This window comes from Seonamhaeicola sp. NFXS20 (genome assembly GCF_049132085.1).
Lineage (GTDB): Bacteria > Bacteroidota > Bacteroidia > Flavobacteriales > Flavobacteriaceae > Seonamhaeicola.
Genome location: NZ_JAFMPU010000011.1, coordinates 35831 through 50178, shown reverse-complemented (window position 1 = coordinate 50178; position 14348 = coordinate 35831). Strand labels below are relative to the sequence as shown.

The following is a 14348-nucleotide window of genomic DNA, read 5'->3' as shown; positions in this document are numbered from 1 at the left end:
TTGTCACCTTATTTTAAACTAGCTAAACTAGCTTTTAACGTTTCAATTTTAGCTAAAGCATCGGCTTCTTTCTTTTTCTCGCTAGCTACAACTTGCTCTGGTGCATTATTTACAAAACGCTCATTGGATAGTTTTTTCTGCACCGATTTTAAAAACCCTTCGGTGTAATTTAACTCTTCGGTTAGTTTTTTAATTTCAGCTTCAACATCTATCGCACCTGCCATTGGCACAAAATACTCGTTAGATTTCACTCTAAAGGTTAAAGCGCCTTCTACTGCTTCATCTACATATTCAATAGCTTCAAGATTACCCATTTTGGCAATAATAGCATCAAACGTAGTTGATGATTTTTCGTTGTTTATTACAGAAAAACCAATTGCATCTTTAAAGGCTATATTTTTTTCCTTTCTAATGGTACGAATACCCGAAATAACTTCCGAAGCAAAATCAAATTCAGAAATCAACGTTTCGTTAATTGGTTTTGCTGTTGGCCAACTGGCTACAATTAAAGCTTCTTCGGGTGTACGTTCTTTTATGTAATGCCATAAATCTTCAGTTAAAAATGGCATAAACGGATGTACAATTTTTAAATTATCTTCAAAAATTGAAATAATGGCATTATATGTTTTCGTGTCAATTGGCTGTTGGTACGCTGGTTTTACCATTTCTAGCAACCAACCACAAAAATCGTCGTAAATTAACTTGTAAATAGCCATTAATGCATCACTCAAACGGTATTTACTAAAGTGATCTTCAATCTCTATTAATGCTTTTTGAAATTTAGATTCGTACCATTCAATAGCTATTTTACTGGCTTCTGGTTGTTCAATCGTTTCTGATACTTCCCAACCATCTACTAAACGATAAGCATTCCAGATTTTGTTACCAAAACCTTTACCTTGTTGGCACAATGACTCATCGAACAATAAATCATTTCCAGCAGCACTACTTAATAGTAAACCAACACGAACACCATCGGCACTGTATTCTTCAATAAGTTTTAAGGCGTCTGGTGAGTTTCCTAAGGATTTACTCATTTTACGACGTTGCTTATCACGTACCAAACCTGTTAAGTATACATTTTTAAAAGGCTTTTCTCCTTTATACTCGTAACCAGCAATTATCATACGGGCTACCCAGAAGAATAAAATATCTGGACCTGTAACCAAATCGTTTGTTGGGTAATAATATTTTATATCCTCATTTTCTGGGTTACGAATACCATCGAAAACCGACATTGGCCATAACCATGACGAGAACCAAGTATCTAACGCGTCTTTTTCTTGAGTTAAATCTGAAGCTTTTAATGCTGAATTTCCTGTTTTTTCTTGAGCTAATTTCACGGCCTCTTCAATAGTTTCGGCTACCACAAAATCTTCTTTTCCATCACCATAGTAATAGGCTGGAATTTGCTGCCCCCAAAGCAACTGACGTGAAATATTCCAATCGCGGATGTTTTCCATCCAGTGGCGATAGGTATTCTCGAACTTTTTAGGAAATAATTGAATGTCGTTATTTTCACCTAAAACCGCTTCAATTGCAGGTTTTACCAATGCTTCCATTTTTAAGAACCATTGGTCGCTTAATCGTGGCTCTATAATAGCTTTTGTTCGCTCAGAAATACCAACACGGTTATTGTAATCTTCTATTTTTTCAATTAATCCTAAGCTTTCAAGTTCTTTTACAATGTCTTTTCTAACATCAAAACGATCTTTTCCTTCGTAATGCAAACCGTAACTGTTTAAGGTTGCATCTTCATTAAAAATATCAATAACTTCAAGCTTGTGCTTATCACCTAAAACCTTATCGTTTTCATCGTGAGCTGGTGTTACTTTTAAACAACCTGTTCCAAACTCTATATCTACATAATCGTCTTCAATAATAGGAATGACACGATTGCAAATTGGTACAATGGCTTTTTTTCCTTTTAGGTTAAAATGACGTTCATCTTCTGGGTTTATACAAATTGCAGAATCGCCTAAAATAGTTTCAGGACGTGTTGTAGCAATGGTTAACGTTTCATTACTACCTTCAATTTGGTATTTAATATGATATAATTTTCCTTGTTTATCTACGTATTCAACTTCTTCATCAGAAAGTGTTGTTTTGGCTTCTGGATCCCAGTTTACCATACGATAACCGCGGTAAATTAAACCTTTGTTGTACAAATCAACAAACACTTTTATTACGGCTTCGCTCATATCGTCGTCCATAGTAAATTTGGTACGATCCCAATCGCAAGAACACCCTAGTTTTTTTAACTGTTCCAGTATTACACCACCGTATTCGTGCGTCCAATCCCAAGCGTGCTTTAAAAACTCATCGCGAGATAAATCGTTTTTATCTATGCCTTGTTCCTTAAGTTTCGCTACTACTTTGGCTTCAGTAGCAATAGATGCGTGGTCTGTACCGGGTACCCAACAGGCATTTTTACCTTGTAAGCGTGCACGACGAATTAACACATCTTGAATGGTATTATTCAACATATGTCCCATGTGCAGTACTCCTGTGACGTTTGGTGGCGGAATAACAATAGTATACGGCTCCCTATCATCTGGTGTAGAATGAAAATAATTATGTTTCATCCAGTAGTCGTACCACTTATTTTCTACCTGTTGTGCATCGTATTTTGATGGAATACTCATGTTTGGAATAGTTTTTGAATAATAATTGGCAAAAGTACTTATATTTCTTTTTCTGTAAAAACTATTATGCGCTTTTGAAAGACTAATAATTTTAACGATTTTTTAAATAATCTTAAGAAAAGTAATATGTACTTTTAACCAAGTTAAATATGTTAACACATGTGTATTTCGTCTATTTTTTTTGCTGATTATAGAAAAAGTACCTATGTTTACAAAGAATTAAAAAAGTAAAAGTAATGAAACATTTAATTACAATTTTATTTATCGGTTTAATCAGTTTCTCTGTTACTGCTCAAGAAAAACAGGCAGAAATAAAGTTTAAAACTGAAACGATAGACTATGGAACTATTGAAAAAGGATCTGATGGTGTAAGGGTTTTTGAATTTACTAATACTGGAAATGCCCCACTTATAATTTCTAATGTTAAATCATCTTGTGGGTGTACTATTCCATCTAAACCTAAAGACCCCATTATGCCAGGTAAAACGGGAGAAATTAAGGTAAAATATGACACTAACAGAGTGAATCCTATTAGAAAAACTATTACTGTAATTTCTAATGCTAAAACACCTACTGTTGCTTTAAAAATTAAAGGCTTAGTGGTAGATTCTAGTAAAGCTAGTGTACTTGAAAAAAAAAATAAAAGCATAGTACAGAAATAAAGAAAAAATTTAGTCCTACAAACAATATACTGATATAGATTATTAAAGGATTAAAATAATTTATTAAACCTGAACAATACGTTGTTTTATTGTTCAGGTTTTTTGATTTATATAACTATAGTTTTAAAGCTATTTCAAGACAAGACAATTCCAGTCATAAAAAACGTAAAACGTAACTATGTTACGGCTTTTTATTATTACAGCTTAGTTGTTAAAAGTGCTAAAACTAAACTTGAAACAAAATAAATTAAACCCGCAAGCCATCCAAAATTTAATATCAGTACAACAGATATTATTAAAATCCAAAAAGGAACTAAGGTTATTGCAACCGCGAACCTAAACGTTGACACAAATTCTAACTCAGTAATTTTTGTTTCAACAGCTAATTTCCAAATAGCGTAAGGCATTATTAAATTAATTATCAGCAATAATTTAAGGCTCCTTTTTAAACCACTAATTTTAGACTGCTCTTTTTTATTACAACTTTTAAAGTCACTTTCAATACATTTATTTACCTCTTTTGGCTTTAAAAAATCAACATGCAAAGACTTTAATTTGTTTAAATCATCCTCATAATGTTCCTGTGGAATGTGAGTAGTTAATTTCTTTAATTCTGAATAAACAACCTCTTTTAAAGCAATAACATCATCACGTCTATTTTCTGAAACAAAATCTTTTGCTGCTATAGGTTTTCCAAAAATTAAAGATGCACTATCAGGAAAGTTTAGAGCATTTTGATAATTAAATCCTATTGGGACTAATTGTAAATCTACATTCGGATATTTTTCTAAAGTCTCAAAAATAATTCTAGTAAAGCCTTTGCTAAGTGGCCTTACACGTCTTGCTAAATTATGGTTACCTTCCGGAAAAATCACAATGGCTTCATTATCATTTAGCAACTCAGAACAAGTCTCAAAAACAGCGTTATTATTTGATATACTACTCCATCCATCTCTAATTCTATAAACAGGAAGCATTTGTAAACTCTTCAAAATGCTACTTATAAACGTCCTTTTAAAAACGGCAGCTCTGGTAAGAAAAAAAGAAAATCTATTAGAGTAAACGGCAATTAATAAAGGATCTAAAAGCGCATTCTGATGATTTCCTAAAAGTAAAACGGGTTTATTCTTTGGAATATTTTTAACACCTTGAACTAGTACTTTTTTAAAGTAGAAAAACATTCCTAACCTTAAATACAGTCGTACACTATATAACCAAATTTTTTTCAAATTGTAATACTTAATCACTTTTAGAAGACCAATAAAAAGCCAGTAGTAACCCAGAAATAATATGCCAAATCCCCCAAAAAGCTGCTAAAATTGCCATTCCGCCTAAACCGTTAAAAAATGTAAAAATAAGTAATAAGCCCAATCCAGAATTTTGAATACCAGTTTCTATGGCAATGGTTTTTCTATTTTTAAAAGACAACTTAAATAATATAGCTACAGCTAAACCCAATAAAATGGCTAATATATTGTGTGAAATACCTATAACCAATACATGATGTATGTAGGTATTAAAAATATCAATATTATTTGAAAATGCAATTACAACTATTGTAGCAAAAATAAATATTGACAATGGCTTTAATACTTTTGAAATTATTAGTGCTAATTGCTCTTTAAAATGCCTTAATACCATGCCTAAAACCAAAGGAATACCAAGAATTAAAGTTACCAATTTCACTAATTCTAAAGGGTTTAATTCTACTTCTTTTAATAATTGCGCCGTTGGTTGGTATAAACCGCCATAAAACTGAAAATTAAAAGGCGTCATAACAATGGCAAAAAATGTTGCAAATGCGGTTAAACTAATAGACAGTGCCGTATTACCTTTAGCCATATGTGTCATAAAATTAGAAATATTACCTCCAGGGCAAGCAGCCACCATCATCATTCCTAAAGCAATACTAGGTTGGGGTTTAATAAGGTTTACCAATAAAAATGTAATAAAAGGCAGCAATATAAACTGAGACAAAACACCAACAAAAACCAGCTTAGGTTGTTTCAATAAATTTTTAAAATCGTTTAGTGTTATTCCTAAAGCTACCCCAAACATAACCACCGCTAACGCTATATTTAATATCCATAGCCCACCACTATCAAAGTTTATCTTTACAGAATCTAGTTCTTGCATATCTTTAAGATACAATACTGCCGTTAATCACTTTATTTTCTAGGTTTAAAAGCATCACATCTTTACCATTAACAGCACCTAAAACCAAACATTCACTCATAAATTTGGCTATTTGTTTTTTAGGGAAGTTTACTACAGCCACAATTTGTCTTTGTAACAAATCTTCTTTTTTATATAGTGAAGTAATTTGAGCAGAAGATTTTTTAATTCCTAAAGCTCCAAAATCTATTGTTAATTGATATGCTGGTTTTTTGGCTTCAGGAAAATCATTAACCTCTATAATGGTTCCTACTCTTAAATCTACTTTGGTAAAATCTTCAAAAGTTATTGTGTCATTCATTTTTTAAAAATACAAATAATCACGAACTTTGAATAAATCATTTTTTTTTATGGCAAGAACACCTTCAAATATGCTTCCGTTAGGAACCTTAGCGCCTAATTTTTCATTACCTGATACCACATCTAATACTACAATAGGGTTAAACGATGTTAAAGGTGAAAAAGGCACTGTAATTATGTTTATTTGTAACCACTGTCCTTTTGTTATTCATGTAAATTCTGAGATTGTTGCTATAGCAAATGCCTATGCAAAAAAGGGTATTGGCTTTGTTGCTATTTCTAGTAACGATGTTGTTAATTACCCACAAGATAGTCCGGAAAAAATGAAAATTCACGCCAAAAAAGAAGGCTATCCGTTTCCTTATTTGTATGATGAGTCTCAAGAAATTGCAAAAGCTTATGATGCTGCCTGTACGCCAGATTTTTATGTTTTTGATAACCATTTAAAATTGGTTTACAGAGGCCAGTTAGATGATTCTAGACCAGAAAATGGCAAGCCATTAAATGGTAAAGACTTAAGGCATGCTTTAGATTGTTTAATTGAAAACAAAGAAAATACAGCTATACAAAAACCAAGTATTGGATGCAATATTAAATGGAAAACTAATTAAAATTTAATTGCCAAAAGCCCACATTTTGCCATTTACCAAACTTAAATCCTACTTCTTTTAATTCGGCTACTTGTGTAAAACCAAACTTTTCATGCAGTTTAACACTAGCAGCATTGGGGATGGTTAAAACCCCTATTACAGAATGAAAGTTTTGTTGTTTTAATAGGGTTAATAATTTTGTGTAAAGTGTTGTTCCTATTTGTTTTCCATGAGCCGTATGCTTAACATAAACAGTAGCTTCTACTGTTCCGTTATAGGCTGGTTTGGGTCTAAACTTGCTTCCGTAAGCAAAACCTAAAATAGTATCATCTTCTTCAAAAACTATTAAAGGGTATGCTTTATTTATTTTATGTAATTTTTCAGAATACGCTTTAAATGCTACAGGTTCAGTATCAAAGGTTGCAACAGAGTTTACTACATAGTAATTATATATGTCTAGAAGTTGCTGTGTATCTTTAGTTTTAAAATCTCTAACCATTTACATCCAAGCTTTACGTTTAAGCAAATTTTCTATATGTGCGTAATGGTGATTACTATGCCACGCATAATTACCAATATTATAAGACAGCAATATTTCTGAGTTGGTTTCAGGATGAATAAAACTTTTATTTAAATCTGCCTGAGACAACCCCTTTAACAAATACACTAGTTTGTAGTGAATGGCCTTAATATGCTCTAAAGACATTTGTATTGGAGCTGTTTTACTGTCATTTAAGGCTGCCCAATCTGCTTCGTTATAGGGTTTTATTACTGGTTTATCTTCGGTTAAAGCCCATTTAAAACGGGTGTAACTATGGTGATGACTATCGGCTATATGATGCACTACCTGCCTAATGGTCCACCCTTCGGGTCTGTATTGAGTATCTAACTGTTCTTTTGTTAGGTGCTTTACTAAGGCTTCTAGCTTAATTGGAAATTTTTCTAAAACCGAAATCCAATCGTCTATATGCTTTTTTGTGATGGTATCAGGACATTCAAACTGCCCTATAGGGTATTTTAATTGTTGTAACGTTGCAGCATTCATAAATATAAATTTAACACCCTACCAAATTAAGGATATTTTGAAATTTAAAATACTTTAACTACCGAACTTTTTGCTAATTTAATAGCTTCCTTTAATGAAGTAAAATTTCTAATTTTTTTATAAAAGAATAAATTTTCAAATATTAAATTGAATTTTCCTTTAGGGGTAGCACTTACAACGTAATATTCTTTTAACCCATAACTGCTTCTATAAAACTTTAACCAATCTTGAGCAACTACAGAGTAAGAGTGAATTCTATTAGATATATAAATTAAATCTTTTCCATCGGTTCCCAGATAACAGGCAACATCATCTGCTACAGGTTTTCCGTGATTATCCCAAGTATATTCAATGCCTTCATTAACTTCAACAACTATAAAACCTTTAAATATAAACACAGTGGCATAAGGATAATGTAATTCCTTTAAAACTTCGGCATAAAATGTTGTTTCTCTTACACTAATCATTATAGCTTATAAGTTATGATTATTTTTTGTTTATGTAAAAAAAACTCGATGAATATTGTAGAATTTACTGTAAACAAAAAGAAAAGCACTTCTTACAAAGTGCTTTTCATATATTTAAAAAAAAGAATGACTTTTATTTTACATCCATTAATTCTACATCAAAAATTAGTGTAGCGTTTGGTGGAATAACACCTCCAGCACCTCTACTACCATACCCTAAGTGACTAGGAATTACTAAACGGGCTTTATCACCTACATTTAATAATTGAATACCTTCATCCCAACCAGGAATTACTTGACCTACACCAATAGGAAAATCTATAGGCTGATTTCTTTTGTAAGAAGAATCGAAAACAGTACCATCTGCTAATTGTCCTTTATAATGAACAGAAACGGTTTTACCTTTTTCTGGTTTTGCTCCATCTCCTTTTTGAATAATTTGGTATCTCAAACCACTTTCGGTCTTCTCAAAACCTGCTGCTAGTTTATCTAATTCGGCCTCTGCTTTTGCTTTTTCTTCTTGCTCTCTTTTTTCTCTAGCACCTTCAAAAGTTCTAAAAGCTTCTACAGCGTTAAATGCTTCTGCTTCTGCTCCTACTCTAAGAATTTCTAAAGTTTCAATAGTATCGCCTTGCGCAATAGCATCTACTACGTCTTGTCCTTCTGTAACTTTACCAAAAACAGTGTGATTATTATCTAACCAAGGGGTTTCAACGTGTGTTATAAAAAACTGACTTCCATTAGTACCTGGTCCTGCATTAGCCATAGAAAGTACACCGGGACCATCATGTTTTAAATCTGGGTGAAATTCGTCATCAAACTGGTATCCTGGATTTCCTGTTCCTGTACCTTGAGGGCAACCTCCTTGTATCATAAAATCTGGAATTACCCTGTGGAATTTTAAACCATCATAATAAGGCGTACCTTGAGGTTTAACAGAATTCTCTAAATTACCTTCTGCTAAAGCTACAAAGTTACCTACTGTACCAGGCGTTTTTTTGTATTCTAAAGCAACTAAAATTTCGCCTTTTGTGGTGTTGAATTTTGCGTATAATCCGTCTTGCATTGTTCTAATTTTTAAGAAAGTGCAAAGATAGGGAAAGCATGGTAATTTTTACATCTTGATTTCATGGATTTTAATTGGGGTCTTTATCTTGGCAAACCACCTTGATTTTGTGAGAAAAATTACCGAAATTTGTTTAGCGTTGGATATAAGTCGTTTAAAACGATGTATATTCTTAAGTTGTGCCTAATGTAAAATGAAATGATACGTAGTAACAAGATAAAACCAATTGAATTTCTGATTAACAAATTCAGAGAACCGAACGGAGACTTTAAAGAACTCCCAAAGTGTTCATTTTTATTTGGTGCAGGTTGCTCAAGAAGTTCAAATATTCCGACAGGATATGGAATTATTGAACACTTAAAAAAGCTATGGTACATAAAAAATTATACGGACAGTTCTAAGTACCTTGACAGTTTATATGAAGTTAACGCACCTGCTTTTGATGACATTCAGGATGACTATGAAACAAAATGTATTGAAGCAGAAACAGAGTTGAAAGAAAAGGCTCTGATGGCTTTTGACAAACTAAAAGAATCCACCCCAAAATACTTAGAGACAGCTCTTGATAAGATTAATAAGCAAGAAATTGTAACCAACTTATGCGAAGATTTACAGTACGGTTTTTGGTTTGAACAGTACTCTGAAAATCCTCGAGAAAGACAAAAGTTCATAGAGTACCATATAGACACGAAAGAACCTTCCGCACCATATCTTCTCCTTGCTCATTTAATTTCTAATGGAAAGATCACAAATCTTTTCACCACGAATTTTGATGACCTGATTTATGATGCTGTTATTAGATACACAGATATAAAACCAAAAATCTATTCACACAACGAAGTTGCCCAATATATTAATCCTTTAAGTGCTAGACCAAACATTATTAAACTTCATGGTGATTTTCTTTTTGAGAACATAAAAAACACCAAACCTGAGACTGAACTTTTGTGGAATAACATGCAAGTGAAGTTTGAAGAGTGTCTAAAAGCCTTTGATTTAGTTGTAATCGGTTATAACGGTGCAGACGAATCAATCATGAATGTTCTTTCAGAATTGAAAAGTTCTAAGTATGGACTGCTATGGTGCGGTCGAAATCCCGAAAAGCTAAATTGGCGTGTCAAAGAATTAATCAATCAAACAGAAAACTCGTTTTTCATTGAAATTGAAAGCTTTGAACACCTTGTCATAAAGCTGTATGAAGTTTTTAAAGACGAGATAGACATTCCCGATTTCCGAAAAAATGCGGAACAGAAAGAATTAGAGTTAAATGAATATATCTCACAACTGCAAACTGAAATAACTGACAATCCTGAATACACAGAAACTCAAAAAGAAGAAATCAACAAGACATTGGATGTTATTCTTGATAGAAACAGTTTCTATAGAGTAGTTGAACTACCAATAAATGAACAGGTTGATTTTCTAAGAAAGCTCAGAATTGATGGGATTAGCAGAACATTAAAGAACATTCATACAAATACAAAAGAAGGGTGGGAAGATGCTAACTATTTGTTCAAGGAATTAGACCAGAATAACTTTTTTGAAAGCAAGCTCAATGAAGCTAGTATTCAGCACATTTCAAATGCTCTTTCTAACCTTAAAAAAATAGACTTTGAGAGAACAAAGAGCATACTTGATAAAATGAGCAATGAAGTGCTGTTTTCAAAGATAGAAGTTGCTAGTCCCGCTGATTTGTATTCCGCAATTAATGAGCTAAGAGCAATCTCAAAAGACAAGATTGACCAAATTGTTTCTCAACGAGAAATTGGCAATGACAATTTGAATTTTGAAAATCTATCCCTAAGACAAATAACTTACCAAATCAAGACTCTTAGTCATAAAGATGGTCTTGACATTCTCATTTCTAAAAATGACTTGATACAAGAGAAAATAAAGACCGAAGACATTAAAGAGTCTACTTTGTTTTTAGAGAACATATCCAATGTCTATTTCAAAGAATGTCAAAACTTATTCAATCAATTAGATAGCTCTCTAATTGTTGCTAAGTTAAATGAGCAGAGCATTTCACTACTTAGTAATTCACTAAAAGTTTTCAATAGGCTAGACAAGAGAAAAACAAAAAACCTAATTGCAAACCTTGATTTCAGTATAATTCAAACAAAACTAAATGAAACCAATCTGCATTCATTTAAGTCTTTGCTTTTCACACTTAAGGATGTTGATTTTGCCCTTTCAAAAAAATTACTAGCAATTACAGATGAAGCTGAGTTGATTAAAAAGTTTGAAAAAGCGGACTTATTGTCAATTGCTGAAGCATTGGAATATTTGAGTAAAATCGATTTTGACAAAATCGCAAAAATCGCAAATAACCTAAAAGACGGTTTTGTAACTGAAAAAATCAATAATAATGATTTCACTTACCAGCAATTTGGAAATGCGATGTCTAAATTATTGGTCTTTAATCATGACAAATTCTGTTTTGAAGTAAGAAACGCAGACTCCGATAGACTAGCTGACATGATTTCGAAATCCTTAAATAAAACAGGAGAGCAAGTATTTCTTCATTTTGTTCCAATTTATTTTAAAGTTGACAAATACCTGTATAAAAAGATAATCTCGCAATGTTCTCAAGTTTATATCGATGCTATTTTAAATTGGCCAAAAATTGATTTATACACAGTTAATCTACCCTATTTAAAAAGGGTTTTTGACAGCCTAGAATTAGAAAAAGAATCAAAGTATTTAGAACACATTATTGCCGAGAATCAGAATAGATTTAGAAAGAAGAAAAAAAGAAATAAAAGAAAAAACAATGGGTATAAAACATAGGGATGACAGTGGTTTTTGCAAGTTTTCGGTACTTAACAAACTTTGTCTGACAAGAACGCAGCTCCGAAATGCCCTACGTTTCATACCCTAGAACGTTAAACAAACCAACCAAAAATTAAACAATATTATTGTTAGCAAAAACATGCATTAAGGATTAAGGCATACTTCAACTACGCTCAGTACAAGTTTGTTGAAGCTCCCCGACATAGGAGGTAGCCACTACCCGAAAGCCTTACCCGATAAGATATTTAACTAGTTAGCTACTTCACTAATAAATTTTATACGGTATAAACGTAATTCCTCATCATCATAATCGCCATCAAATTCTTCAATAGCATCTTTTATGGCATCAGATTCAGACTCCATAAAATACTCATGAATTTCTTCTTGCTGGTCTTCGTCTAAAATTTCATCAATCCAATAATCAATATTTAACTTAGTACCTGAGTAAACTATGGCTTCCATTTGTTTAATAAAATCGCTCATTTCTAAGCCTTTGGCAGAAGCTATATCGTCTAATGGCAGCTTTCTATCTATATTTTGAATGATATAAAGTTTGTTTGCAGAATTACTTCCTGTAGATTTTACTACTAAATCATCTGGACGCACAATATCATTTTCTTCTACATATTTTGCAATAAGCGCTACAAAATCTTTTCCGTATTTTCTTGCTTTACCTTCTCCAACACCATGAACGTTTCCTAATTCTGATAATGAAATAGGGTATTTAAGTGCCATATCTTCTAGAGATGGATCTTGAAAAATTACAAATGGTGGTACGCCTAGTTTTTTAGCATTCTTTTTTCTAAGATCTTTAAGCATGTTCATGAGCGTTTCATCTGCTACTGCTCCACCTCCTTTAGCAGCTGTAATAATGGTACCGTCTTCCTGCTCGCCTTCAAAAACATGATCTTCTGTCATCATAAAAGACACAGGGTTTTCTATAAATGCTTTTCCTGTATCATGTAACTTAATAACACCGTATGTTTCTATATCTTTTTTAAGATAACCTGCTACAAGCACTTGCCTTAAAAGAGCCATCCAATATTTTTTATCTTTATCTTTTCCTCTTCCAAAAAACGGTTGCTCGTTAGTTTTATGAGAGTTTATTAGTGCATTTTCTTTTCCAACAATTACACTAACTAAGTCTTTAGATTTATACTTTTCATTGGTGTCTTTAATTGTTTCTAATAAAACAACAACATCTTCTTTGGCTTCGTGTTTCTTTTTAGGATGCCTAACATTATCATCCATATCGCCACCTTCACCGGTTTCATTATCAAACTCTTCACCAAAATAATGTAGAATAAATTTTCTTCTAGAAATTGAGGTTTCTGCAAAAGCCACCACTTCTTGTAAGAGTGCATGACCTATTTCTTGTTCTGCTACGGGCTTACCAGACATGAATTTCTCTAATTTCTCTATATCCTTATAGGCATAAAACGCTAAACAATGGCCTTCGCCTCCATCTCTACCTGCTCTACCCGTTTCTTGATAATAACTTTCTATACTTTTAGGAATATCATGATGTATTACAAACCTAACATCTGGTTTGTCTATTCCCATACCAAAGGCAATGGTTGCTACTACCACATCAATATCTTCCATTAAGAATTTATCTTGATGACTAGACCTGGTTTTAGCATCTAAACCAGCATGATAGGGTACGGCTTTTATACCATTAACTTGCAATACTTGGGCTAGTTCTTCTACACGTTTTCTGCTTAAACAGTAAACAATACCAGATTTTCCTTCGTTTTGCTTAATAAACCTAATAATATCGGCATCTACATTTTTAGTTTTTGGCCTTACCTCATAATATAAATTAGGTCTGTTAAATGAGGCTTTAAATGTTTTTGCACCAGTAATACCAAGGTTTTTTATAATATCTTCTTGTACTTTTGGTGTTGCGGTAGCTGTTAAACCTATAATGGGAATATTATCTCCTATTCTACCAATTATACTGCGTAAATTCCTGTATTCTGGCCTAAAATCATGCCCCCACTCACTTATACAGTGGGCTTCATCTATAGCCATAAAAGACACTTTTACGCTTTTTAAAAAGTCAACATTCTCTTCTTTAGTTAAAGATTCTGGTGCTACGTACAGTAATTTGGTAACACCATTTACAATGTCTTCCTTAACACGCTTTACTTCTGTTTTGTTTAATGATGAATTTAATACATGAGCAATACCTTCTTCATTAGAAACACCTCTTATAGCATCAACTTGATTTTTCATTAATGCTATTAATGGAGAAACTACAATGGCTGTACCTTCTTGCATTAAAGCTGGTAATTGATAACATAGCGATTTACCACCACCTGTTGGCATTATTACAAATGTATGATTGCCCGATAAAATACTTTCTACAACGTCTTCTTGCAATCCTTTGAATTTATTAAATCCAAAATATTTTTTAAGAGCGGAGTGCAAGTCACTTTTTGCTATTAACATGGATAAATTAAATAATTTAGTTAACCTACTTAAAAATACACTAAAAATTCAAAATTAATATGAATAATTTTATTAGCATATTTTGAAGAACCCTCATATTTTTTTTCGTTAGTTTTGTAACGAAAATCCAAATTACAATAAAATTTGGATT

12 protein-coding genes are annotated in these 14348 nt (G+C 32.4%); 3 read left to right on the top strand and 9 right to left on the bottom strand.

What is annotated here, in order from left to right:
• Positions 1 to 8: 8 nt before the first annotated feature.
• Positions 9 to 2645 carry a valine--tRNA ligase gene (locus J1D01_RS14130; protein ID WP_421151276.1) on the bottom strand — a complete coding sequence of 879 codons (2637 nt, stop codon included), beginning with the start codon at positions 2643 to 2645 and terminating at the stop codon, positions 9 to 11.
• A 236-nt stretch (positions 2646 to 2881) separates the two neighbouring features.
• Here J1D01_RS14130 and J1D01_RS14125 point away from each other — a divergent pair, with 236 nt between their 5' ends.
• Positions 2882 to 3307: a DUF1573 domain-containing protein gene (locus tag J1D01_RS14125; RefSeq protein WP_372937295.1), complete on the top strand. Its 426-nt coding sequence runs from the start codon at positions 2882 to 2884 to the stop codon at positions 3305 to 3307.
• Positions 3308 to 3504: 197 nt separating this feature from the next.
• On the opposite strand, the gene J1D01_RS14120 is transcribed toward J1D01_RS14125, so the two are convergent.
• The 3 genes from J1D01_RS14120 to J1D01_RS14110 are packed head-to-tail and all read right to left on the bottom strand — an operon-like array spanning position 3505 to position 5783.
• Positions 3505 to 4488: a lysophospholipid acyltransferase family protein gene (locus tag J1D01_RS14120; protein WP_421151275.1), complete on the bottom strand. Its 984-nt coding sequence runs from the start codon at positions 4486 to 4488 to the stop codon at positions 3505 to 3507.
• Positions 4489 to 4546: 58 nt separating this feature from the next.
• Positions 4547 to 5443 carry a bile acid:sodium symporter family protein gene (locus J1D01_RS14115; RefSeq protein WP_421151274.1) on the bottom strand — a complete coding sequence of 299 codons (897 nt, stop codon included), beginning with the start codon at positions 5441 to 5443 and terminating at the stop codon, positions 4547 to 4549.
• A gap of 4 nt (positions 5444 to 5447) precedes the next feature.
• Complete coding sequence (locus tag J1D01_RS14110) at positions 5448 to 5783, bottom strand: tRNA-binding protein (RefSeq protein WP_372938267.1); 336 nt, start codon at positions 5781 to 5783, stop codon at positions 5448 to 5450.
• 49 nt (positions 5784 to 5832) lie between these two features.
• Between J1D01_RS14110 and J1D01_RS14105 the strand changes: the two genes are divergently transcribed.
• Positions 5833 to 6393: a thioredoxin family protein gene (locus J1D01_RS14105; protein WP_421151273.1), complete on the top strand. Its 561-nt coding sequence runs from the start codon at positions 5833 to 5835 to the stop codon at positions 6391 to 6393.
• On the opposite strand, the gene J1D01_RS14100 is transcribed toward J1D01_RS14105, so the two are convergent.
• The 4 genes from J1D01_RS14100 to J1D01_RS14085 form a co-directional block, all read right to left on the bottom strand.
• Positions 6386 to 6871 (bottom strand): GNAT family N-acetyltransferase, encoded by a 486-nt coding sequence (locus J1D01_RS14100; RefSeq protein WP_421151272.1) that lies wholly within the window; start codon positions 6869 to 6871, stop codon positions 6386 to 6388. The two genes, J1D01_RS14105 and J1D01_RS14100, sit on opposite strands and share 8 nt — an antisense overlap.
• The gene (locus J1D01_RS14095) at positions 6872 to 7417 is read right to left on the bottom strand and encodes a YfiT family bacillithiol transferase (protein ID WP_421151271.1); all 546 of its coding nucleotides are present in this window, start codon (positions 7415 to 7417) and stop codon (positions 6872 to 6874) included.
• A gap of 44 nt (positions 7418 to 7461) precedes the next feature.
• On the bottom strand, positions 7462 to 7884 hold the full coding sequence (locus tag J1D01_RS14090; RefSeq protein ID WP_421151270.1) for a hypothetical protein: 423 nt from the start codon (positions 7882 to 7884) through the stop codon (positions 7462 to 7464).
• A gap of 133 nt (positions 7885 to 8017) precedes the next feature.
• Positions 8018 to 8950 carry a peptidylprolyl isomerase gene (locus J1D01_RS14085; protein WP_372938272.1) on the bottom strand — a complete coding sequence of 311 codons (933 nt, stop codon included), beginning with the start codon at positions 8948 to 8950 and terminating at the stop codon, positions 8018 to 8020.
• Positions 8951 to 9148: 198 nt separating this feature from the next.
• Between J1D01_RS14085 and J1D01_RS14080 the strand changes: the two genes are divergently transcribed.
• Positions 9149 to 11740 carry an SIR2 family protein gene (locus J1D01_RS14080; protein ID WP_421151269.1) on the top strand — a complete coding sequence of 864 codons (2592 nt, stop codon included), beginning with the start codon at positions 9149 to 9151 and terminating at the stop codon, positions 11738 to 11740.
• 252 nt (positions 11741 to 11992) lie between these two features.
• On the opposite strand, the gene J1D01_RS14075 is transcribed toward J1D01_RS14080, so the two are convergent.
• Positions 11993 to 14197 carry a RecQ family ATP-dependent DNA helicase gene (locus J1D01_RS14075; RefSeq protein ID WP_421151268.1) on the bottom strand — a complete coding sequence of 735 codons (2205 nt, stop codon included), beginning with the start codon at positions 14195 to 14197 and terminating at the stop codon, positions 11993 to 11995.
• Between the last annotated feature and the right edge of the window lie 151 nt (positions 14198 to 14348).

Coding starts and splice junctions, on each gene's coding strand:
- J1D01_RS14130 (WP_421151276.1), bottom strand. CDS start 2,645: ATGAGTATTCCATCAAAATACGATGCACAACAGGTAGAAAATAAGTGG.
- J1D01_RS14125 (WP_372937295.1), top strand. CDS start 2,882: ATGAAACATTTAATTACAATTTTATTTATCGGTTTAATCAGTTTCTCT.
- J1D01_RS14120 (WP_421151275.1), bottom strand. CDS start 4,488: ATGTTTTTCTACTTTAAAAAAGTACTAGTTCAAGGTGTTAAAAATATT.
- J1D01_RS14115 (WP_421151274.1), bottom strand. CDS start 5,443: ATGCAAGAACTAGATTCTGTAAAGATAAACTTTGATAGTGGTGGGCTA.
- J1D01_RS14110 (WP_372938267.1), bottom strand. CDS start 5,783: ATGAATGACACAATAACTTTTGAAGATTTTACCAAAGTAGATTTAAGA.
- J1D01_RS14105 (WP_421151273.1), top strand. CDS start 5,833: ATGGCAAGAACACCTTCAAATATGCTTCCGTTAGGAACCTTAGCGCCT.
- J1D01_RS14100 (WP_421151272.1), bottom strand. CDS start 6,871: ATGGTTAGAGATTTTAAAACTAAAGATACACAGCAACTTCTAGACATA.
- J1D01_RS14095 (WP_421151271.1), bottom strand. CDS start 7,417: ATGAATGCTGCAACGTTACAACAATTAAAATACCCTATAGGGCAGTTT.
- J1D01_RS14090 (WP_421151270.1), bottom strand. CDS start 7,884: ATGATTAGTGTAAGAGAAACAACATTTTATGCCGAAGTTTTAAAGGAA.
- J1D01_RS14085 (WP_372938272.1), bottom strand. CDS start 8,950: ATGCAAGACGGATTATACGCAAAATTCAACACCACAAAAGGCGAAATT.
- J1D01_RS14080 (WP_421151269.1), top strand. CDS start 9,149: ATGATACGTAGTAACAAGATAAAACCAATTGAATTTCTGATTAACAAA.
- J1D01_RS14075 (WP_421151268.1), bottom strand. CDS start 14,197: ATGTTAATAGCAAAAAGTGACTTGCACTCCGCTCTTAAAAAATATTTT.